The 20,580-nt window shown below is 73.2% G+C and carries 15 protein-coding genes; 4 read left to right on the top strand and 11 right to left on the bottom strand.

All coding sequences use genetic code 11. The features are described 5' to 3' along the window. Positions 1 to 2 precede the first annotated feature (2 nt). Together OUQ99_RS06750 and ilvD are read left to right on the top strand one after the other, a co-directional pair. Positions 3 to 806: a nuclease-related domain-containing protein gene (locus OUQ99_RS06750; RefSeq protein WP_267948573.1), complete on the top strand. Its 804-nt coding sequence runs from the start codon at positions 3 to 5 to the stop codon at positions 804 to 806. Positions 807 to 1,083: 277 nt separating this feature from the next. Continuing rightward, on the top strand, positions 1,084 to 2,946 hold the full coding sequence (gene ilvD, locus OUQ99_RS06745; RefSeq protein WP_267948572.1) for a dihydroxy-acid dehydratase: 1,863 nt from the start codon (positions 1,084 to 1,086) through the stop codon (positions 2,944 to 2,946). Positions 2,947 to 3,085: 139 nt separating this feature from the next. Here ilvD and OUQ99_RS06740 read toward each other — a convergent pair whose 3' ends face one another. Both OUQ99_RS06740 and OUQ99_RS06735 read right to left on the bottom strand, forming a co-directional pair. Continuing rightward, positions 3,086 to 3,292 carry an FmdB family zinc ribbon protein gene (locus OUQ99_RS06740; protein ID WP_267948571.1) on the bottom strand — a complete coding sequence of 69 codons (207 nt, stop codon included), beginning with the start codon at positions 3,290 to 3,292 and terminating at the stop codon, positions 3,086 to 3,088. Between the two features lie 269 nt (positions 3,293 to 3,561). Further along, positions 3,562 to 4,062, bottom strand: a complete 501-nt coding sequence (locus tag OUQ99_RS06735; protein WP_267950275.1) for an HNH endonuclease — start codon at positions 4,060 to 4,062, stop codon at positions 3,562 to 3,564. Between the two features lie 375 nt (positions 4,063 to 4,437). Here OUQ99_RS06735 and OUQ99_RS06730 point away from each other — a divergent pair, with 375 nt between their 5' ends. Next, complete coding sequence (locus OUQ99_RS06730) at positions 4,438 to 6,531, top strand: prolyl oligopeptidase family serine peptidase (RefSeq protein WP_267948570.1); 2,094 nt, start codon at positions 4,438 to 4,440, stop codon at positions 6,529 to 6,531. Between the two features lie 136 nt (positions 6,532 to 6,667). Further along, positions 6,668 to 7,108, top strand: coding sequence for an acyl-CoA thioesterase (locus OUQ99_RS06725; RefSeq protein ID WP_267948569.1), 441 nt, complete (start codon positions 6,668 to 6,670; stop codon positions 7,106 to 7,108). Between the two features lie 182 nt (positions 7,109 to 7,290). Here the strand turns inward: OUQ99_RS06725 and OUQ99_RS06720 are convergent, their stop codons facing one another. The 9 genes from OUQ99_RS06720 to fabI all read right to left on the bottom strand — a co-directional run bounded on the left by OUQ99_RS06720 (position 7,291) and on the right by fabI (position 20,460). Beyond that, complete coding sequence (locus OUQ99_RS06720) at positions 7,291 to 7,863, bottom strand: GNAT family N-acetyltransferase (protein ID WP_267948568.1); 573 nt, start codon at positions 7,861 to 7,863, stop codon at positions 7,291 to 7,293. 104 nt (positions 7,864 to 7,967) lie between these two features. Then, positions 7,968 to 8,486: a globin gene (locus OUQ99_RS06715; RefSeq protein WP_267948567.1), complete on the bottom strand. Its 519-nt coding sequence runs from the start codon at positions 8,484 to 8,486 to the stop codon at positions 7,968 to 7,970. A gap of 140 nt (positions 8,487 to 8,626) precedes the next feature. Beyond that, positions 8,627 to 10,291, bottom strand: coding sequence for an energy-dependent translational throttle protein EttA (gene ettA, locus OUQ99_RS06710; protein ID WP_267948566.1), 1,665 nt, complete (start codon positions 10,289 to 10,291; stop codon positions 8,627 to 8,629). A 169-nt stretch (positions 10,292 to 10,460) separates the two neighbouring features. Beyond that, on the bottom strand, positions 10,461 to 11,666 hold the full coding sequence (locus OUQ99_RS06705) for a DUF4192 domain-containing protein (protein ID WP_267948565.1): 1,206 nt from the start codon (positions 11,664 to 11,666) through the stop codon (positions 10,461 to 10,463). Between the two features lie 85 nt (positions 11,667 to 11,751). After that, positions 11,752 to 13,134, bottom strand: a complete 1,383-nt coding sequence (locus OUQ99_RS06700; RefSeq protein WP_267948564.1) for a GGDEF domain-containing protein — start codon at positions 13,132 to 13,134, stop codon at positions 11,752 to 11,754. Between the two features lie 566 nt (positions 13,135 to 13,700). Continuing rightward, positions 13,701 to 16,238 carry a GTPase gene (locus OUQ99_RS06695; RefSeq protein WP_267948563.1) on the bottom strand — a complete coding sequence of 846 codons (2,538 nt, stop codon included), beginning with the start codon at positions 16,236 to 16,238 and terminating at the stop codon, positions 13,701 to 13,703. Next, positions 16,235 to 18,133, bottom strand: coding sequence for a dynamin family protein (locus tag OUQ99_RS06690; protein WP_267948562.1), 1,899 nt, complete (start codon positions 18,131 to 18,133; stop codon positions 16,235 to 16,237). The genes OUQ99_RS06695 and OUQ99_RS06690 overlap by 4 nt, the downstream gene beginning before the upstream one ends. Positions 18,134 to 18,205: 72 nt before the next feature. Then, complete coding sequence (gene cobA, locus OUQ99_RS06685) at positions 18,206 to 19,486, bottom strand: uroporphyrinogen-III C-methyltransferase (protein WP_267948561.1); 1,281 nt, start codon at positions 19,484 to 19,486, stop codon at positions 18,206 to 18,208. 200 nt (positions 19,487 to 19,686) lie between these two features. Beyond that, on the bottom strand, positions 19,687 to 20,460 hold the full coding sequence (gene fabI / locus OUQ99_RS06680; protein WP_267948560.1) for an enoyl-ACP reductase FabI: 774 nt from the start codon (positions 20,458 to 20,460) through the stop codon (positions 19,687 to 19,689). Positions 20,461 to 20,580: the final 120 nt, after the last annotated feature.

Here is a 20,580-nt window from a genome sequence, read left to right as displayed (position 1 = left end):
ACGTGGAATCGGCAACCAGAGCGAAAGACCAGGGCCAAGCCCCCCGGGAAGCGGCGAAGGAGGGGCCCGAAGCCCTCTTCTTCCCCAATCAGCGCAAGAACAAGGAAGCCTCCGGCACCAGAGCCGTGTACGGCGCCCTCAAGGAGAACCAGTCCGCGCGCAAGTGGATCGTCCGCGGGGGCTCCGCGACCGCGGTCACCGTGGTCTTCGGGCTCCTCACCTCCGACTGGCGCCTCGGCGCCACGCTCGGGCTCCTGACCCTGGTCGGCACGATGGTGTACTACTCCCGGCGCGAGTCGGAGATTCCCCATTGGCGCAAGCCCTCGGCCGCGCAGCGGCGCACCGAGGTCCAGCTCAAGGTCATGAAGCAGCTCGGCTACCGGGTGCTCCACGCCCGCGCCGTACCGGGCGGCAACGGCCAGATCGACCACTTCATCGTGGGCCGGCGCGGAGCCTTCGCGATCGACTCCGAGTCGTGGGACAAGCGCCTCCCGCTGCGCAACAAGCTGGAGAAGCTCTACCACGGCAGGTTCAGCAAGAACGAGCGCATCGACGAGGCGCTGGAGGAGGCCAAACGGGCGGAGGAGCTGATCAGCACCGAGCTCGGGCGCGAGATCAAGGTGCGCGCCTCGCTGGCCATCTACGGCCCCGGCATGCCCTGGGACAGCCACCGGCTGCGGGGCGTGGACATCATCACCGGAACGAAGGTCCGCAAGTGGCTGCGCAGCGGCCGGGACCGACTGACGGAGACCGAGATCGAGGAGATCTACAGGGCCGCGGAGAAGGCCCTGCCCCCCCGGTACTGAGCGGGGGGCGCCTCCCCTCGGCGCCCCGGCACCCCTGACGCCGTACGGGCCCGGGACCGACCACGACGCCGTGGCGCCCGGGCCTCCCGTGTGCCCGGACCCGCGCCCGCGGAGCCGCTCCCCCTGCTCCGGACCCGACCGCTCCGGCCTCCCTCCCGCTCGCGGGACCAGGCTCGTCTCACGATCCGGAATACGAGTCTTCCACTCCGAGACCGAAGCCGCTCTCACGAGGGACTACCATCGAGGGGAAACACCCGTAACGATGGGAGCCCACCCCATGCCAGTCCTACGCTCACGCACGGTCACTCACGGCAGGAACATGGCAGGCGCGCGTGCACTCATGCGCGCGACCGGCGTGGAGCGCGAGGACTTCGGCAAGCCCATCGTGGCCGTGGCCAACAGCTTCACCGAGTTCGTGCCCGGCCACGTCCACCTGCGCGAGGTCGCGGACGTGGTCGCCAAGGCGATCCGCGAGGCGGGCGGCGTGCCCCGCGAGTTCAACTCCATCGCCGTGGACGACGGCATCGCCATGGGCCACGGCGGCATGCTGTACTCGCTGCCCAGCCGCGAGCTGATCGCCGACTCCCTCGAGTACATGGTCAACGCCCACTGCGCCGACGCCCTGGTGTGCGTGTCCAACTGCGACAAGATCACCCCCGGCATGCTGCTGGCCGCGCTGCGCCTCAACATCCCGACGGTGTTCGTCTCCGGCGGTCCCATGGAGGCCGGCAAGGTCACGGTCGTCAACGGCACCGCCACGACCGTCCGCAAGCTCGACCTGATCAACCCCATGATCGCCGCCGCCGACGAGAGCGTCTCCCAGGCGGAGCTGGACGAGCTGGAGGAGGCCGCCTGCCCCACCTGCGGCTCCTGCTCCGGCATGTTCACCGCCAACTCGATGAACTGCCTCACCGAGGCGATGGGCCTGGCCCTGCCCGGCAACGGCACCGTGCTCGCCACCCACACCGCGCGCCGCGCCCTGTACGAGGACGCCGGACGCCTGGTCGTGGAGGCCGCCAAGCGCTACTACGAGGACGACGACGAGTCCGTCCTGCCCCTGTCCATCGCCACCCCCGCGGCCTTCGGCAACGCGATGGCCCTGGACGTGGCCATGGGCGGCTCCACCAACACGATCCTGCACCTGCTGGCCGCGGCCACCGAGGCCCGCGTCGGATTCGGCCTGGACGAGATCGACGCCGTCTCACGGCGGGTCCCGTGCCTGTGCAAGGTCGCGCCCAACACCGAGAAGTACCACATCGAGGACGTCCACCGGGCGGGCGGCATCCCCTCCATCCTGGGCGAACTCGCCCGCGGCGGGCTGCTCGACACCTCCCTGCCCACGGTGCACGGCAAGACCGTCGGCGAGTTCATCGCCGAGTGGGACATCACCTCCGACACCGTCCTGCCGGAGGCGGTGGAGCTGTTCCACGCCGCCCCCGGGGGCCGGCGCACCACCAAGGCGTACTCCCAGGACACCCGGTGGGACACCCTGGACACCGACCGGGAGAACGGCTGCATCCGCTCCGTCGAGCACGCCTACACCAAGGACGGCGGCCTGGCCGTGCTGTTCGGCAACCTCGCCCCGGACGGCGCCATCGTCAAGACGGCGGGTGTGGAGGAGGAGCTGTGGACCTTCTCCGGCCCCGCCAAGGTGTTCGAGTCCCAGGAGGACGCCGTCGACGGCATCCTCAACAAGCGGATCGTGCCCGGTGACGTGGTGGTCATCCGCTACGAGGGCCCCAAGGGCGGCCCCGGCATGCAGGAGATGCTGTACCCGACGAGCTTCCTCAAGGGACGCGGCCTGGGCAAGGCCTGCGCCCTGATCACGGACGGCCGCTTCTCCGGCGGCACGTCGGGCCTGTCCATCGGCCACGCCTCCCCCGAGGCGGCCGCGGGCGGGGACATCGCCCTGGTCGAGGACGGCGACACCGTGACGATCGACATCCCCAACCGGGGCATCACCCTGGAGGTCTCCGACGAGGAGCTCGCCACCCGGCGCGAGCGCCTGCTCAAGGAGCTGGGCCGGTTCCGGCCGCGTGACCGTCAGCGGCCGGTGACGGCCGCGCTGCGCGCCTACGCGGCGATGGCCACCTCGGCCTCGACCGGCGCGGCGCGCGACGTGTCCCAGATCGAGGGGTAGGGGCCGGAGCCGGTCCGGGAGCAGTGAGCAGGGGCGGTCCCGTCGGGGCCGCCCCTGCTCGCGCGGCCCTGTCCGCGTCGTCGCTGCGGGCGGACCGGTCGCCGCCGGCCCCGCGGGCGCGGGGCCGGCGCGTGCGGGCTCAGGAGCAGCAACCGCCCCCGCAGCAGCCCCCGCCCCCGGACGGCGCGGGGGCGGAGGCGCGCCCGCCCACCGCCACGGTGGACAGCAGCCGCACGGTGTCGCCGTGCCCCACGGGGCAGGGGGCCGGGTCGCCCGCCTCTGCCATCGGACGGGAGAGCTCGAAGGTGTCACCGCACTCGCGGCAGCGGAAGTCGTATCTCGGCATGCCGCCAGAATACGGCCGCCGCGCCCTCACGTCACCGCCCGCCCCTTCGCCGGGCGGGCGCCTGCGGGGACCGCCGCGGGACGGGCCCCACCGCGCGGGACCGGTGGGGGCGCACCCGGAGGCGCCCCGGGGACGCACGGCCGCCCCCCGACCGCCCGTGGGGGCCGCGCCGGAGGGCGGAAGGACGGCAGGGGCCGGGTGGGACGCCCGGTTCCGGCCCCGCCGGACCGCTGGAGCCCGTTGGCCGGCCCGTGCGTCCGGCCGGGCGCCTACGCCGCGAGGTGGGCCATGTACGGCTCCCACTGGGGGTCGCCGTGCAGGTCACCGTTGATCAGCCGCCAGTGGGGTCCCTTGGGCACCTTGGGGGTGATGTGCAGCTCCCAGCCGAGCTCGTCCAGGAACTTGTCCGCCTTGCGGTGGTTGCACGGCTTGCAGGCCGCGACCACGTTCTCCCACACGTGCGCGCCGCCGCGGCTGCGCGGGATGACGTGGTCGATGGTCTCGGCCTTCTTCCCGCAGTAGCCGCACACGTGCCGGTCCCGTCTCATCAGCGCCACCCGGGTGAGGGGCACCCTGCGACTGTACGGAACGCTGATGTAGCGCCTGAGCCGGATGACCGACGGCACGTCGTAGGAGCGCGTCGCCGAGTGCAGCACCGTCCCCGTGTCGTCCTGGTGGACGACTTCGGCCTTCTCCCGCAGGACGAGGAGAATCGCCCTGCGCAGGGGCAGTGTCGTCAGTGGTTCGAAGCTGGCGTTGAGCAGCAGCACGTGGCGGCGGGCGGTCCCTGTGCCACCCTCCCGGCTGCTTGGGGCGCTCATCGCGTCGCCCCGGTCGCGGTGAACGACCGTGTCTCTTCCCCGGCCAGCCGTTCGGCCAGCCAGGAGACCTCCCTGTGCACCGATCCGAGGATCGGTGTTTCCGTACGCCTTGCCACACGGACCTCCCGGTGGTCCCGCCGAGTTGCGTCCCGCATTCAGTTTGCGTGTTCGGACCGCCCCGGCGCCACCCCAATTTACGCCGGGCCGCACAGAAACCGCGTGTTGACGCTTTTCGTGGTCCTATTGTGCGCCCGACAAACCACGTTTCATCCTGACGCCGCGCCGAACACCCAGTGGTTGATAGCGGTGGATAGAGTGCGAAGTATGCGTGAACTCCGCTACCCCCCGGCCGAACGGCTCGACGTCACAGAGAACCTGCACGGCCACGAGGTCGGCGACCCCTACAGGTGGTTGGAGGACTGCGGATCCACCGCCACGAAGGCGTGGGCGGCGGCCCAGGACGCCCTGTACACCGAGGCCTCCGAGCGCTACACCGCTCGCGAGCGGTTCGCCGACCGGATCCGGTCCCTCCTCGGCGCGGGAGCCGTCGGGGCCCCCGTCTGGCGCGGCGACCGCAGCTTCTTCGTCCGCCGGACCGCCGAGCAGGAGCACGCGGTGCTCTACGTCCGCGACGGCGACGGCCCCGAGCGCGTCCTGGTCGACCCCGGCGCGCTCGACCCCGGGGGCCTGACCACCCTGGACGCGTGGAAGCCCGGCCCCGACGGGCGCCTGCTCGCCTACCAGCTCTCCGAGGGCGGGGACGAGGAGTCCGTCCTGCGGGTCGTGGACGTCGACAGCGGCGACCTGGTGGACGGCCCCGTGGACCGGGCCCGCTACAGCCCGATCGCGTGGCTGCCGGACTCCTCCGCCTTCTACTACGTGCGGCGGCTGCCCCCGGAGGAGGTCCCCGACGGCGAGGAGGCCTACCACCGGCGCGTCTACCTGCACCGGCTGGGGCGCCCGGCCGAGGAGGACGTCCTCGTCTTCGGCTCCGGCAGGGACAAGACGGAGTACTTCAGCCCCTCCGTGAGCCGGGACGGCCGCTGGCTGATCCTCCAGGCGGTCCGGGGGACCTCCTCGGCCACCGACATGTGGATCGCCGACCTGTCCGACGGGGACCTGGAGCGGCCCCGCCTGGTGCCCGTCCAGGAGGGCGTCGACGCCGACCTGGAGGGGCACGTGGGCCGGGACGGGCGCCTGTACCTGCGGACGGACCGGGACGCCCCGCGCGGGCGCGTGTGCGTGACCGATCCGGCCGACCCCCGCTACGAGAACTGGACCACCCTGGTCCCCGAGGAGCCCGAGGCGGTGCTGGAGGACTACGCCGTCCTGGACGGCCCCGCCCTCGAACGCCCCGAACTCCTGGTCTCCCACAGCCGCCACGCGATCAGCGAGGTCACCCAGCGCGACCTGCTCACCGGGGAGCTCCTCGGCGTCGTGGACATGCCCGGGCTGGGCACGGTCGGCGGCCTCTCGGAACGCCCCGAGGGAGGCCACGAGGCCTGGTTCGGCTACACCGACAACACCCACCCGTCCTCGGTGTACCGCTACGACGCGCTCGCCGGGCGGGTGTCCGTGTGGGCCGACGCACCGGGGGACATCGACCTGCCGGACGTGAACGTCGAACAGGTCACCTACACGTCCGGCGACGGCACGCCCGTGCGCATGCTCGTCGTGTCGCCCTCGGCTCCCGCCGAGGGCCCGCGGCCCACCATCCTCTACGGGTACGGGGGCTTCCGGATCTCCCTCACCCCCGCCTACTCCGCGGTGGCCCTGGCCTGGGCCCGCGCGGGCGGCGTGTACGCCGTCGCCAACCTGCGCGGCGGCCTGGAGGAGGGCGAGGAGTGGCACCGCTCGGGGATGCTGGCCCGCAAGCAGAACGTCTTCGACGACTGCGCGGCCGCGGCCGAGCACCTGATCGCCACCGGGGTCACCGCCCCGGACCGGCTGGCCGTGATGGGCGGCAGCAACGGCGGGCTGCTGGTCGGCGCCATGGTCACCCAGCGGCCGGACCTGTTCGCGGCCGCGGTCTGCTCCGCGCCCCTCCTGGACATGGTCCGCTACGAGAGGTTCGGCCTCGGCCAGCTGTGGAACGTCGAGTACGGCACCGCGGACGACCCCGAGCAGCTCGGATGGCTCCTGGGCTACTCGCCCTACCACAACGTCCGCGAAGGCACCCGCTACCCGGCCACCCTGTTCACCGTGTTCGACAACGACACGCGCGTGGACCCCCTGCACGCCCGCAAACTGTGCGCGGCGCTGCAGGACGCCACGTCCGCCCCTGCGGAGGAACGGCCCGTCCTGCTGCGCAGGGAGGCCGAGGTCGGCCACAGCTCGCGGTCGGTGAGCCGCAGTGTGTCACTGAACTCCGAGCAGCTGGCCTTCCTCGCCCACCACCTGGGCCTCTCCGCGGACTGACGTCCTCCTCCCGCGGGTCCGGGAGAGCAACGACACAGGAATCGGACACCCGGGGAGGGGTCCCGCCCCGGGGGGCGTTGAGACAATCGGAGGAGTCGTACGCCCCCCGGGGAGAGCAGCACGAGAGGACCCAGACGTGACACAGATCGACGCCGGAGCCGTCGGCACCGGGTCGGCCCCCGCGCGGCACGTGCACCTCGCACAGGTCCGCTACGCCGACCTCGACCCGCAGCACCACGTGAACAACGTCCGGATGCTCACCTACCTGGAGGACGCCCGGGTCTCGTTCCTGCGCTACGGCGGCGCGGTCGAGGGCGACGAGGTGTTCGGTGCCATGGTCGTGGCCCGCCAGGAGGCGGACTACGTGGCCCCCCTGCTCCCCCGGACCGACCCGGTGCGCGTGGAGCTGTGGGTGACCGAGGTGCGCAACGCCAGTTTCACCCTCGCCTACGAGATCCTGGACGACGACCGCGTGTACCTGCGCGCGAAGACCGTGCTCGTGGGCTTCGACGTGGCCACGCAGAGCGCCCGCCGGCTCGACGCCACCGAGCGCGCCTTCCTCGCCGCCTACGCCTAGGACGTGTTCCGCGGGTCGTTCCGGGCCCGCATCCGCGGGGCCGCCTCCCGCCGCGCCGACCGCGCTCGGACAGCCGACCCCGGGCCGACCCTCGCCACTCGTCCTGCGAGAGACGGCCCGGCGACCGCTCGCGGCGACCGGCGCGAGCGCCGAGCCCGCCGAAGGCACCCGCGGACCACGCCCTAGTCCCGGTCCGCGGCGCCGTCCGCGATGCGGTACAGCACGTTCGGGCGCAGGGGCCCCTCGGGCGCCCGCGGGTCGTCGAAGTCGCCCTCCGGGTCCCGGGTCATGCCGATCCTGCGCATCACCGCCTGTGAGCGAATGTTCGTGACCGTGGCCACGGCGAGGATCTCGGGGAGGGCGAGGGTGTCGAAGCCGTAGGCCAGTACCGCCAGCGCGGCCTCGGTGGCATAGCCGCGTCCCCAGGCCGGCCGGGCGAGCCTCCAGCCGATCTCCGTCCCGCCGAAGGGCAGGCCGTCCTCCACCCGGTCCAGGCCCGCGGACCCGACGAAGTCGCCCGTGTCCCGCTCCTCGACCGCCCACCAGCCGTAGCCCCGCAGGTCGAACCCGTCCCGGAAGCGGGCGACGGAGGCATCGCTCTGATCGCGGGTCAGCGGCTCGCCCAGGTGCTCCCGGACCTCGGGGTCGGCGTTCACGGCCGCCCAGGGTTCGAGGTCGCGCTCCTGCCAGCGCCGGAGGATCAGGCGGTCGGTACGCAGTTCGGTCCGGCTGACCCACGCGGTCCCTGGCCTCAAGGCAGCACCCTCTTCTCCGGTCCGACTCCGCCGAGCGGGGAGTCCTCACGGCCCGAGCACGGGCCGGACGCGCCGGCGCCGGGCCCGTGCGTCCGGGGCTCCCCCTACTTCAGGGAGATGGTAACGGCATCGCCGTCGTCGCCCTCGTCATCCGAGGCCACCGACACGCGTGTCGGACGGGGGACCTCCGGGGGGACGGCGTCCTCCTGGACGTTGACCATGCTGTGCGCGGCCATGACCATGTACTCCCACAGCTGGCGCTCCAGCGCCTCGTGCAGGTCGAGGGAGTCCACGGCGGCGCGCATGTGCTTGAGCCACAGGTCGCGCTCGGCTGCGCCGATGCGGAACGGAACGTGCCGCATCCGCAGGCGGGGGTGGCCGCGCTGCTCGTTGTAGGTGCGCGGGCCGCCCCAGTACTGGATGAGGAACAGGCGCAGGCGCTCCTCGGCCGGGCCGAGGTCCTCCTCCGGATACATGGGGCGGAGCACAGGGTCGTCGGCCACACCCTCGTAGAAGCGGCGAACCAGGCGGGTGAAGGTCTCCTCACCGCCCACGGCCTCGTAGAACGTCATTCGCACGGGCTGCTCGCCCACGCTCTGCTGGTCATCACGCGCGGAAGTCATCGGGTCCAGGGTACGCGACGTTGCACGGACCCCCCATGGGTCCCGGCGCCGGGGAATATCCGCGCGTGCGCCGCTGCGGGAACGCCCGCGGGGGCACCGGTCGTCCGGTGCCCCGCGGGCGCGTGCCAGGTCCCGCGAGGCTAGTCGCGGGTGAGCTTGCGGTGGGTCACCGCGTGCGGACGCGCGGCGTCCGGGCCCAGGCGCTCGATCTTGTTCTTCTCGTAGGACTCGAAGTTGCCCTCGAACCAGAACCAGTTGGCGTCGCCCTCCCACGCGAGGATGTGCGTGGCGACGCGGTCGAGGAACCAGCGGTCGTGGGACGTGATCACGGCGCAGCCGGGGAAGTCCAGCAGCGCGTTCTCCAGGGAGCCGAGGGTCTCCACGTCCAGGTCGTTCGTGGGCTCGTCCAGGAGCAGCAGGTTGCCGCCCTGCTTGAGGGTGAGCGCCAGGTTGACCCGGTTGCGCTCGCCGCCCGAGAGCACCCCGGACTGCTTCTGCTGGTCGGAGCCCTTGAAGCCGAAGGCGGCGACGTAGGCGCGGCTCGGGATCTCGACCTTGCCGACCGTGATGAACGTTTCGCCGTCGGAGATGGTCTCCCACACGTTCTTGCTGTCGTCGATGCGGCCCCGGTACTGGTCGACGTAGGAGATCTCCACCGTGTCGCCGACGGTGATCTTGCCCTGGTCGGGGGTCTCCTCGCCGACGATCATCTTGAACAGGGTCGTCTTGCCGACACCGTTGGGGCCGATGACGCCGACGATGCCGTTGGGCGGCAGGGAGAAGCTGAGGTTCTCGATGAGGACGCGGTCGTCGAAGCCCTTGGTGAGGTTCTTGACCTCGACCACGGTGTTGCCCAGGCGCGGACCCGGCGGGATCTGGATCTCCTCGAAGTCCAGCTTGCGGGTCTTGTCGGCCTCCGCCGCCATCTCCTCGTAGCGGGCCAGACGGGACTTGCTCTTGGTCTGGCGGGCCTTGGCGTTGGAGCGGACCCACTCCAGCTCGTCCTTGAGGCGCTTGGCCTTCTTGGCGTCCTTCTGCCCCTCGACCTTCAGGCGGGCCTGCTTGGTCTCCAGGTAGGTGGAGTAGTTGCCCTCGTAGGGGTAGAACTGGCCGCGGTCCAGCTCCAGGATCCACGTGGCGACGTGGTCGAGGAAGTACCTGTCGTGTGTGATCGCGATGATGGTGCCGGGGTACTTGGCCAGGTGCTGCTCCAACCAGTTCACGCTCTCGGCGTCGAGGTGGTTGGTGGGCTCGTCGAGCAGGAGGAGGTCGGGCTGTTCGAGGAGGAGCTTGCACAGGGCGACCCGGCGCTTCTCACCACCCGAGAGCTGGGTGACGGAGGCGTCCCCGGGCGGGCAGCGCAGGGCGTCCATCGCCTGCTCCAGCTGGCTGTCCAGGTCCCAGGCGTTGCGGTGGTCGAGCTGCTCCTGGAGCTTGCCCATCTCCTCGAGCAGTTCGTCGGAGTAGTCCGTCGCCATCTGCTCGGCGATCTCGTTGAAGCGGGTCAGCATCGCCTTGGTCTCGGCGACACCGTCCTCGACGTTCTCCAGGACCGTCTTGTCCGCGTCGAGCCGGGGTTCCTGCGCGAGCAGCCCGACGCTGAACCCGGGCATGAGACGCGCCTCGCCGTTGGACGGCTGTTCGATGCCGGCCATGATCTTCAGAAGCGTCGACTTACCCGAACCGTTGGGGCCCACGACGCCGATCTTGGCTCCGGGCAGGAACGACCCCGAAACGTTGTCAAGGACGACCTTGTCGCCGTGCGCTTTGCGCACGTTGTTCATGGTGAAAATGTACTCCGGCATGCCTCCAAGCCTAGGGCGTCGCAGCCCATGCCCCCGCCATCGGAGCGCACCCGGGGGCCCGGCGGGGACGGAGTCCGGCGCCGGCCCGGGCCCGTCCCCACCGGACCCGCGCGGCGGCCGTGGCGCTGCGCCCCGGGTCACCCCCTCCGGTCGCCGCCGGCCCCTGCGGTCAGTCCTGTGCCGGGTCCCTCCCCCGGCTCAACCAGCGGGGCGTGAACTCCCGCCAGCGCTCCACCGGCAGCCCCCAGGCCAGGGCCCGGCTCATGAGCACCGCCATGGAGTAGCCGGGATCGGTGGTGAGGGCGACGTCCAGCGCCGCCGCCGCGAGCGCCTCGTCACCGCGCTGCCACGCGGCGACGGCGAGCAGGGAGGCGGGGGCGGCCCTGAGCTCCGAGGGCAGGCAGCGGGTGGCCCGGCTCCACAGCGCCTGGTGGACGGGGGCCGCCTCGGCGGTGATCCTCGCCCACACCTCGTCCCGCACGCCGGTCCCGGTCAGGTGCACGCCCAGCCGGGCCAGTCCGTCCGGGTCGGTGACCGCCCGCCCCGCGTGCTCGGCCCGGACCGCAGCCAGGACCTCGGTGAGGCCGCGGTCGGAGGGACCGCCGCCCTCCGCCCGCGCGGCGCGGGTCCGCGCACGGTCCGCGGCGGCCTCCATCTCGGCCCGCTCCTCCCCGCGGACGGGGGCGAGGAGCGCGCGTATCCGGGCGATGTCGGCCATGGTCGCGTGGAACGGCGGCGCGGGGACGATCCCGTGCAGGACCGCGCTCGCCGGGACAGTGGACCCGTCGACGTTGACGACCGTGCCCTCGGCCGGGCAGCACCCGGCCGATCCGCAGGTGTAGGACCAGTACCGGCCGCCGGTGACCCGGATGGCGTCGACGACCGCGAGGCCGTGTGTCCGGGCGGCGGCGAGGAGGGCGTCGACGTAGGGGGTCACCCGCCCGGGCGGCCCGTACGCCACGACGGCCAGGGCCGTGCAGCCCTCGGAGGCCGCCGCGGCGGCGGGGGCCGCGGCCCGCCCTGCCGGGTCGGGGGCGCCGTCCATCCTGTCCAGGTCGCCGCAGTACACGGAGTGCACGCCGCGGTCCCTGATGGCGAGGACCACGATCCCGGGGTCGGGCGGCTCCCCCACCAGGTACGGGAGGGTGGCGATGATGTCGGTCGGGTTGGTCAGCGTGAGGACGCCGGGGGAGGCGCCCGGCGCGGGGGATCCGCCGGGCGGTCGCGGCCGGGGGGCCGGGTCCGTCGGGCCCGGCCCCCCGCGGGGGGAGCCGGGGTGCCCCGGCCGGTCCGGCCGCTCCGTCCGGTCGGGCGAACGGGCGGGGTCCTGGGGGTCCTGGGGGTCGCGCGGGTGGTGCGGCTGGTCGGGGTGCATATCTTCACGGTGCGTGATCATCCGGTGCCGGACAAGGGGCTTCCGGAGCCTGTGGACGACCGCGCGTTCTCCGTGGGGCCGCGGTTCAGGAGACCTCTCTGGGATCGGTGGGTTCCGCGGGCCCGCCGCGGTCGGTCAGCTCCGCCTCGCGCGGGCCGGGGATCGTGCCGCCGGCGCCGGGGCGCCCCGCCGGCAGGCACACGCGGTTGCGGCCGGTCTCCTTGGCCCGGTAGAGCGCGAGATCGGCCGCGGTGAGCAGTTCGACCAGGTCGTTGCCGTGGTCGCCGATGACCGCCACCCCGATCGAGATGGTGATGCGCACCGGGACGCCGTCGACCGCGATCTCCATGCCCCCGACCTGCGTGCGCAGGCGTTCGGCCGCGCGCCAGGCCTCGGTGGTGTCGGACCCGGGCAGCAGCACCACGAACTCCTCGCCGCCGAACCTCCCGAGCAGGTCGGACTGGCGCAGCTGCTGGGCGATGGTGGTGGCCACCCCCAGGAGGACCTGGTCCCCGAACAGGTGGCCGTGGCTGTCGTTGACCCGCTTGAAGTGGTCGATGTCGACGATGAGCACGGCGGCGCGCCCCCGGGAGGAGCGGGCCCTGGCGATCTCGATCGACGCCTCCTGCTCCCAGGTGGGCGCGTTGAGGAGCCCCGTCTTGGGGTCGGTCCGCGCGGCCATCTGCAACTGCTGGTAGAGGAGGCTGCGCTGGAGGAGGAGGACCGGCGGGACCGCGATGACCAGGAGGAAGAGGGACAGCTGGGCGAGGATGGCGACCGTGACGCCGACACATAATTCGACGGCGTCCACGATGAGCGCCTCGCGGTCCCACATGGGGCGCAGGCTGTTGCCCGGGCCGCTGCTGATCCTCGCGGCCAGGGCGACGAGGAGGGTGTTGAGGACGGTGAACCCCGCGCAGCACAGTACCGCCACGAGCACGCCGGGCCCCGTGGTGAGGGGCTCGCCGGACTCGACGACGCCGCCCAGGCCGCCGACGAGGTCGTCCCCCCACACGCCGTGCCAGACCACCGACACCAGGAACCCCGAGAGCCCCACCGAGGTCGCGTTGAACACCCGGCGGTGCACCAGGGTGCGCCTCGTGCGCTGCTGGACCATCAGGTACACGGGGATGGGGATGAGCAGGGAGTACACCGGCGGGAGGAGGAGCACGACCGGGAACCACCAGGCCCCCAGCAGGTCGCGGTTGAACCCGGCGGGCGTGGGCGTGCCCAGCCGGCGGCTCCCCTCGACCGAGATCGCCGCGCCGGCGACCAGCGCGGTGAAGGTGACCAGGTCCTTCAGTGAGAACACGGTCAGGGCGAACGCCACCCCGAACAGGAACAGCGCGGCGACCAGGAGCAGGCACATGTAGACGATCAGGCCCTGGGGCTCCTGGAGGACCGGCCACGAGGACCGGCCCCCGGGGGCACGGCCGACCGGCGCCGCCGGTTTCTCCGAGATGCTCACGGCTCCCGCCTCCCTTCTGTGTCACGCTCTGCCATTCATCCCCCACACCCGACTCTGATGGGTCCGCCGCCTCCTGCGGTTCTCCGTTCGACGGGATGGATTCGCCCCGCGTTCCCCTACCATGCCACTCGGTGACGACGGCCGGGTAGCCGAACGCCCGAAGTCCGCTCGCCGGACGGGCCCACTCGACACCCCAACACTTTACATCACTTTGGGTAATAACTTAATCGCTTATTGTATCGAGAGTCGCGAGGCCCCCCGTTCCGGGGTGTGCGGAGACCCAGGGGGGTTGGTCGTGCACCGGTTCTGGGGCATTCTTCTGTGGGGCGCGGCGTCAGCCGCTCCGGCACGGACCGCCGACCTCCCGGGGGCCCGGCCGATTCCGCCTCGGCAGCACTCGACACGAAGGAGCACTCACCATGGCGATCGACGGCGCGAGCTGGGTCTGATACCCACGCCTACGCAACACACCCGGGGGCGGGCGGCATGATGCCGCCCGCCCCCGGGCCCCTGGTCCGGCGGACGGACGCGGTCGCGCACCGACCGCGCCGTCGCCGGCCGTCCGCTCAGGTCCCGGTCGCCGCCACGGCCACCTCGTAGGCGGAGCGGAACGCCCTGTACCTCGCCAGCTCGGCCTCCATCGGCTCCACGACCCGCAGCGCGGTGATCTCCCGGACCCGGCCCAGGGCCTTGCGCTCCACGTCCTCGCGGCGCTGGACCGCCGCCACCTCGACGAGGTTGCCGCAGCCCACCCCGGTCAGCCAGCCGACCAGCAGCGCCGCGACCACCAGCGCGCCCGAGTAGGCGGCGAAGACCGGGTCGTCGAACATCGCCAGGCCGGTGATGCCGCCGCCGAGCCGGCTGAGCACGGAGACGACCGTCCAGGCCAGACCGATGCCGACCGCCGTGAGCAGGGCGAACTGCGCGGTGCGGGCGAGCTTCCACCACCCGGGGCTCAGCTCCGGGTCGCCGACGGCCGCCGAGACGGCCTCCCCCAGCTCGGCCGGGAGCTCGGGCACCGCGCTGCGCGCGGCGGTGCGCATCCGGCGCCGCCAGGGCGCCGGCATGCCCTCGGAGACGGTGTCGGCCGCCTCCCCGAGGACGGTCTCCAACTCGGCCACGTGCGCGTCGACGGGGCCCCGGACGCCGTTCTCGCTGTCGCGGCGCAGGAAGTCGAGCTGCACGGCGGCCAGGGGGTCCTTGCGGAGCCTGGCCGCGCGGCGTGCCACGGGCCAACCGACCTTGCGCTTGCCGCGCCTGACGTCGTTGGTCTCGGTGACGTCGGCGACGGCGGTCACCCCCGCGGCGCCGGCCAGCCCCTCCTGGATCCGGGTCCGCACGTCGGCGGGGACCGTCTCGGGGACGTCCCCCTCGCCGTGGAAGTCGGCGAAGGGCTCGACGACCTGGTCGAGGTCGGCGACCAGGCGGTCCACCAGCGCGCGGCGCTCGCGCACCGTCTCCGCGAGGAACTCGCGCACGTCGCGGATGCCCTGGCCGGTGAGCGTGGACGTGGTGATGACGCGCGGGTACACGCCGGACTCCGACTCCAGCAGGCGGCGCAGGTCGGTGAGCAGCTCCTCCAGCTCGTCGGGCTCCACCTTGTCCACCTGGTTGAGGACGGCGACGGTGACCGCCCCGTGGCCGGCCATCCTGGCCAGGTAGCGGTGGTGGACGGCGGCGTCGGCGTACTTCTGCGGGTCCAGGACCCACACCAGCAGGTCGACCGAGCCGATCAGCCGGTCGGCCTCGGCGGTGTGCATGCTGCGCACGGAGTCGTGGTCGGGCAGGTCGAGCAGGACCAGTCCGGTCAGCTCGGAGTTGCCGGCGTCCAGGACGCTGGAGCGCGAGTGCCGGTAGCGGTTGGGGACGCCCAGCCAGCTCAGGAGGGCGTCGGCCCCCTCGTGCCCCCACACGCAGGCGTGCGCCTTGGAGGTGGTGGGCCGGGTGACCCCGGTCTGCGAGAGTTCGAGTCCGCACAGGGCGTTGAACAGGGAGGACTTGCCGCTGCCGGTGCCGCCGGCGAGCGCGACGACGGTGTGCTCGGCGGACAGCCTCAGCCGGGCTCCGGCGTGGTCGAGCAGCTGGGCGGCCCGGGCGGTGATCTCCTGGGGCAGGTCGCCCTGGCCCAGCTCGGTCAGCGTGGACAGGGCGTCCAGGCGCTCGATGAGCTCGGCCCTGCTCGTCGACGGGGTGGTCTCCCACTCGTCGTGGGTGGTGGGGCGGTACTCCTCCTCGTCCTCCTCCCCGGCGCCGCCGTCCGCCGGCTCGGACGCGGTGTCGGGGCCGATCGCGCGGAAGGCGCCGGAGACCGCCGAGGGCCCGGGGACGCGGCGCGGCAGCGGTTCGGGCTCCTCCGGCGCCGGTGCGCCGGACACGTCCGCGGAGGGCGTGCCGCCGTCCGCCGCGGCGCCGTCCTCCCGGTCGGCGGGCGTCCCGGCGCCGGGGGGCTCCTGCGGCTCCGCGCCGCGGCGGGCGCGGGCGGGTTCGCCGGTCCCGCCGCCGGAGCCCGCGCGCTGTCCCACGATAGGGAAGGCGCCGGTGGTGCGCCCGGCGATACGGGTGTCGTCGGCGGCCTCGGCGAGGCTCCCCACCCACCCGGCGAGCCCGTCGGGGTCCTCCGGGGTGATGTCGTCCGGTTCGGCGGCGGGCGCCTCCCCCGCCGGCCGGGCGCTCCTGGCGGACCGGGGGGGACCGTCCCCCCCGGGCGCGGCGGAGTGCCTGGCGTGCCGCCCCGAGCGCCGCGGAGGCGCCTCCTGGGGGCCTGGCCCGGCCTGGGCCCCGCCTCCCTCGTCCGGCGCGCTCCCGGCGCGCTCGGGGGCCTCCCTCGGCGCGGCGGCGCCGGACGGGTCCGGGTAGCCGGTGATGCCGTCGTAGGAGGGTTCCTCCGTGCCGTCCTCCGAGGGGTCGGCGTGCTCGGGGTGCTCGGGAACGGGCATGGTGTACCCGCGCCACGGCCCGCCTCCGGACCGCACCGGTTCGTCCTGCGGGGCGTGCCCGCGGGCGCCGGGGCCGGGGTGCCCGCTCTCGCGGTCCTCGGCCTCGGCGCGGCCGTCGGCCGCGCCGTAGTCCCCTTGCGCCTGCGCGGGGTTCCACTGAGTCGTCATCGTGCTATCTCAAGGTTGTACGTGGCCTGATAGAGCTGGACGGCGCTGTCCTCGGACGGGATCCCGGCCGACGCGAGCGCGCTGTCGAAGGGCACTCGCTCGCGATCGAGCAGCCCGAGGACGCGCCTGCGCAGGTTGTCCCGTGCGGTTTCGCCAATGCTTCGCAGTGACTGGGCGCCGAACAGCCCCTTGAGCAGGCGCTGCGGAGAGGGGCCGGAGGTGTCGGCCGCGTGTGCGCCGCCTCCGGATCGGGACCGCTCGTAGCCGAGCAGGTCGATGATCAGGACCAGGGCGACGATGTCGCGGTCGAAGGTGACGAACCGGGCCACGGAGCGCTTGGTGGCACCGCTGACCGTGGTCATCTCGGCCACGTCGTCCTGCCACTCGGCGATCTCCTGGCGGATCTGCTGTGACAGCAGGCCGGTGCCGGGCTGGTCCAGGGCCTTGCCCGCGAGGTCCCCGCCGCCGGGCACCTCGCGCCACTTCTGTTCGATCTCGTCGGAGGCGTGCTCGCAGGCGGAGACCACCACGGCCTCCAGCGCGTCGCGGAGCGCGCGCTCCAGGGCGCTCACCCGCTGGCCGCGCTCGGCCTGCTCGGCGCGGCCGCTCCGGCGGGTGCGCCTGCCGCGCATGCGCAGGCTCTTGGCCAGCTCGCCGCTCGCGGCGACCTCCTGCCAGCGGGCGAGCAGCGACCCGCGCAGGAGGGACCCGTCGACCAGGCTCGTGTCCACACGGCGGTGGGCGCCCGCGTAGGCGTCGTCCACCACCGTGGAGAGCGTGCGCCCGGTCTCGATCTGGGCCTCCACCTGGCGCGCGAGTTCGGGCACGCGCGTGCGGAAGCTGTCGATGACGCCGATGAACGTGCGCCGGGAGACCCGGTCCCGCTGCTCGGCCTCCCCCGCCACCTCCGCGAGGTAGTCGCGGATGTGGTCGGCGACGTTGGCGGTGAAGCGCTCCCCCTTGACCTGGTCGGTCTCGGGGATCGCGAACCTGGCGGCGTTGCCCAGCCCGTTGGCCTCCAGCATCGCCCCGAAGTGGTCGAGGAGCCGGCGGCGGCCGCGGCGCGGCACCCGGGAGAGCACGACTGCCAGCGAGGTGTCGCGGTCGCGCGCCACCTGGAGGAACTCCCACACACGGGCGTCCGCGTAGCGGGTGCTCGTGGTGACGAACACCCACAGGTCCGCGGCGTCCAGGAACTTGGCGGCGAACTCGTGGTGGGCGGCGACGGCGGAGTCGACGTCGGGGGTGTCCAGCAGGGCCACCCCCGGGGGCATGGCCTCGGTGGCGGCGAGCACCAGCATGCCGTCCTTGCCCGGCATCGCCAGGCCCTGCTGGCGCACACGCGGCAGGGACGGGATGAACGAGGCCTCGCTGAACCAGTCGACGTCGGCGGGGTTGCAGGCCAGGACCGGGCTGTTGGTGGTCGGGCGGCGCACGCCGGTGGTGGTGACCTGTTCGCCGACGAGGCTGTTGACCAGGGTCGACTTGCCCGCACCGGTGGATCCCGCGACCGCGATCAGCAGGGGGATGTCGGGGCGGCGGACCCGGGGCAGGACGTAGTCGGACAGCTGGGCGAGGACGTCGGCCTGGAGGGTGCGGCCCTCCTCGGCGTTGGGCAGCCCCTCGGCGAACTCCAGGTCGCGGATCTGCTTGCGCAGCTCTTCCAGGACCTGGTCGAAACGGTTGTCGTCGGGTGCGGGGGCCCGGTGCTTGGCCGGGCCCGCGGCAACGGGGACCGTGGGGCCTCTGCGTGCCTCGGCGATGCCCTGGGGGTCCGCCCCGGGCACGGCCGCGGAACCCTCGGCGGTCTGGTCTGAGGTGGCGGCCGGTCCGGTTCCGAACCGGTCCGAGGCACCGTCACCCGTGGTGTCCGGTGCGGCCGACGGCCGGGTCATGATCGGTATGCCCTCCTCATCGGTAGTGGCGGTCCCCCACCGGGCGGGCGACGAACGCCGTCGGCGAGGGCCTCACTGGGGATCGCGCCCGGTCGCCAGCCGATGGGACTCGAGCTGGGTTCCCGTGTGCAGTATGTCAAGATCCCGCGCTGTTTTGACCACTTCTCCGATGATCACCACCGCGGGCGGCCGCACTTCGGCCGAACGGGCCGCGGCGGCGATGGTGGCCAGCGTACCCGTCACCGTTCGCTGCCCCGGCAGCGTGGCCTCCTGTACGACGGCGACGGGCGTGTCGGCGGGGCGGCCGTGGGCGACGAGGGCCTCGGCGATCGCCCGGATGCGCTCGACCCCCATGAGGACGATGACGGTGCCGCCCGCCGCGGCCAGGCCCTTCCAGTCGACCGTCGACCGGCTGTCGCCCGGGGCGACGTGCGCGGAGACGATGTGCACGTCCTGCGCGACACCGCGGTGGGTGGCGGGGATCCCGGCGCTCGCGGGGGCGGCCAGGGCGCTGGTGACCCCGGGGACGGCGATGACGGGGATCCCGGCCGCCGCGCAGGCGGCGGCCTCCTCGCCTCCCCGTCCGAACAGGAAGGAGTCGCCGCCCTTGAGCCGGACCACGAACTTCCCCTGCGCGGCACGGGTGACCAGGACCTCGTTGATCTCCTCCTGGGTCATGGACCGGCCGTAGGGGATCTTGGCGGCGTCGACGATCTCCACGTCGGCCGGCAGCCGGTCCAGGAGGGAGGTCGGGGCGAGCCGGTCGACGACCACGACGTCGGCCTGGGAGAGCAGCTGCCGGCCCCGGACCGTGATCAGGCCGGGGTCGCCGGGCCCCCCTCCGACCAGCGCGACGCCGCGCAGGGGCTCGCGTCCGCGCCGGGCGTCGAGGGTGCCGTCGGCGAGGCCCTCCGTGATCGCGTCGCGCAGCCCGGCCGACCTGCGGGGGTCCCCCGAGGCGACGACGCCGACGGTGATGCCGTTCACGGTGCCGCTGGCGGGGGTCCAGGCCGAGGACTCGTGGCGGTCGTCGGCGCGCACGCACCACACCCGGGCGTCCTCCGCCTCCTCCGCGACGGCGGCGTTGACCGCCGGGTCGTCCGTGGCGGCGTGGACGAGCCAGTACGCGGGCGCGTCCGGGCCGGCGACGTCGCCCGGGGCGTAGGCCCTGCGGAGCCAGGTGAGGCGTCCGGCGGCGGCCAGGTCCTCCAGCGCCGCGGACACCTCGGGCGCCACCATGGTCACCCGGGCGCCCGCCTCGACCAGCACGGGGATCCGGCGCTGGGCGACTCTGCCGCCGCCGACGACGAGCACGTCACGGCCTCGTATGCGCAAACCAAGGAGATAGGTCACGGATCGCGCCCCTTCGGTCGTCCTTACCGGCCCCCGGCGACGACGGCGGGGTGCTGGCGGGAAGCTGCGCCAGCCGCCGGCGATGTGCGGCGATTGCTCCGGCTCACCTTGTCAAAGCGGTATTACGCATTGGTAAACCCTCGCGCTCCGGGGGTGTGAGCCGCCACGCACCGCGCGGTGCGCCCCGCGCCGTCCGGTGCTCAGGCGAGGGGCGCGCCCATGGCGTGGTAGCCGCCGTCGACGTGCATGACCGTCCCCGTGATGGCCCGCGCGGCCGGGGACATGAGGAACAGTGCGGGACCGGCGACCACGGAGGCGTCCTTGGTGTCCCAGCCCAGCGGGGCGTTGTCGCCCCAGGAGTCGGCGATCTGGGAGAACCCGGGGATGGAGCCCCCGGCCAGGGACTTGATCGGACCCGCCGAGATGGCGTTGACCCGGATGCCGTCGCCGCCGAGGTCGCGGGCCAGGTACTTCGTGCTGTTCTCCAGGACGGCCTTGGCGGAGCCCATCCAGTCGTAGACGGGCCAGGCGACGCTCGCGTCGAAGGTCAGGGAGACCACCCCGGAGCCGTCGGGGGCGGCCGCCATCAGCTCGCGGAACCCGACGGCGAGGGCCTTGAGCGAGAACCCGGAGACGTGGACCGCGGTGGCGACGTCCTCCCAGGCGGTGTTGAGGAAGTTGCCGCCCAGCGCGGACTCGGGAGCGTAGGCGATGGCGTGCAGGACGCCGTCCACGTGGTCCCAGTGCTCGGCCACGGCCTTCGCGGTGGCGCTGATCTGCTCGGGGTCGGTGACGTCCATGGGAAGGATGTCGACGGGCTCGGCGGGCAGCCGCTTGGCGACCCGTTCCAGGATCGACAGGGGCCGCCCCGGCGGGTTGGTGAGGATCACCGAGTGCCCCTGGCGCATGGCCTCCTCCGTGATCGCGTACGCGATGGAGGACTGGGTGGTGATTCCGGTGATGAGCAAGTTCACGACGTCTCCCTGGCTGGATGTACTCGCTGCCAGTGGAAACGTATCGGCGGCGGGGCCCCGCGTCGCCTGTGGACCGGCACAAGAAATCCGCGGAGACTTTGAAGCCGTGCGCCGCCTCGG

It is taken from the genome of Streptomonospora nanhaiensis (genome assembly GCF_026642255.1).
Taxonomy (GTDB): Bacteria; Actinomycetota; Actinomycetes; order Streptosporangiales; family Streptosporangiaceae; genus Nocardiopsis; species Nocardiopsis tropica.
The sequence above is the reverse complement of the archived record's forward strand: the minus strand, read 5'-3'. Positions and strand labels throughout refer to the sequence as shown.

Excerpts from the sequence above, each read along its gene's own strand:
- OUQ99_RS06705 (WP_267948565.1), bottom strand. The coding sequence starts at position 11,666 with ATGCACCCCGACCAGCCGCACCACCCGCGCGACCCCCAGGACCCCCAG.
- OUQ99_RS06740 (WP_267948571.1), bottom strand. The coding sequence starts at position 3,292 with ATGCCGAGATACGACTTCCGCTGCCGCGAGTGCGGTGACACCTTCGAG.
- OUQ99_RS06715 (WP_267948567.1), bottom strand. The coding sequence starts at position 8,486 with ATGACTTCCGCGCGTGATGACCAGCAGAGCGTGGGCGAGCAGCCCGTG.
- OUQ99_RS06730 (WP_267948570.1), top strand. The coding sequence starts at position 4,438 with ATGCGTGAACTCCGCTACCCCCCGGCCGAACGGCTCGACGTCACAGAG.
- ettA (WP_267948566.1), bottom strand. The coding sequence starts at position 10,291 with ATGCCGGAGTACATTTTCACCATGAACAACGTGCGCAAAGCGCACGGC.
- ilvD (WP_267948572.1), top strand. The coding sequence starts at position 1,084 with ATGCCAGTCCTACGCTCACGCACGGTCACTCACGGCAGGAACATGGCA.
- OUQ99_RS06690 (WP_267948562.1), bottom strand. The coding sequence starts at position 18,133 with ATGACCCGGCCGTCGGCCGCACCGGACACCACGGGTGACGGTGCCTCG.
- OUQ99_RS06695 (WP_267948563.1), bottom strand. The coding sequence starts at position 16,238 with ATGACGACTCAGTGGAACCCCGCGCAGGCGCAAGGGGACTACGGCGCG.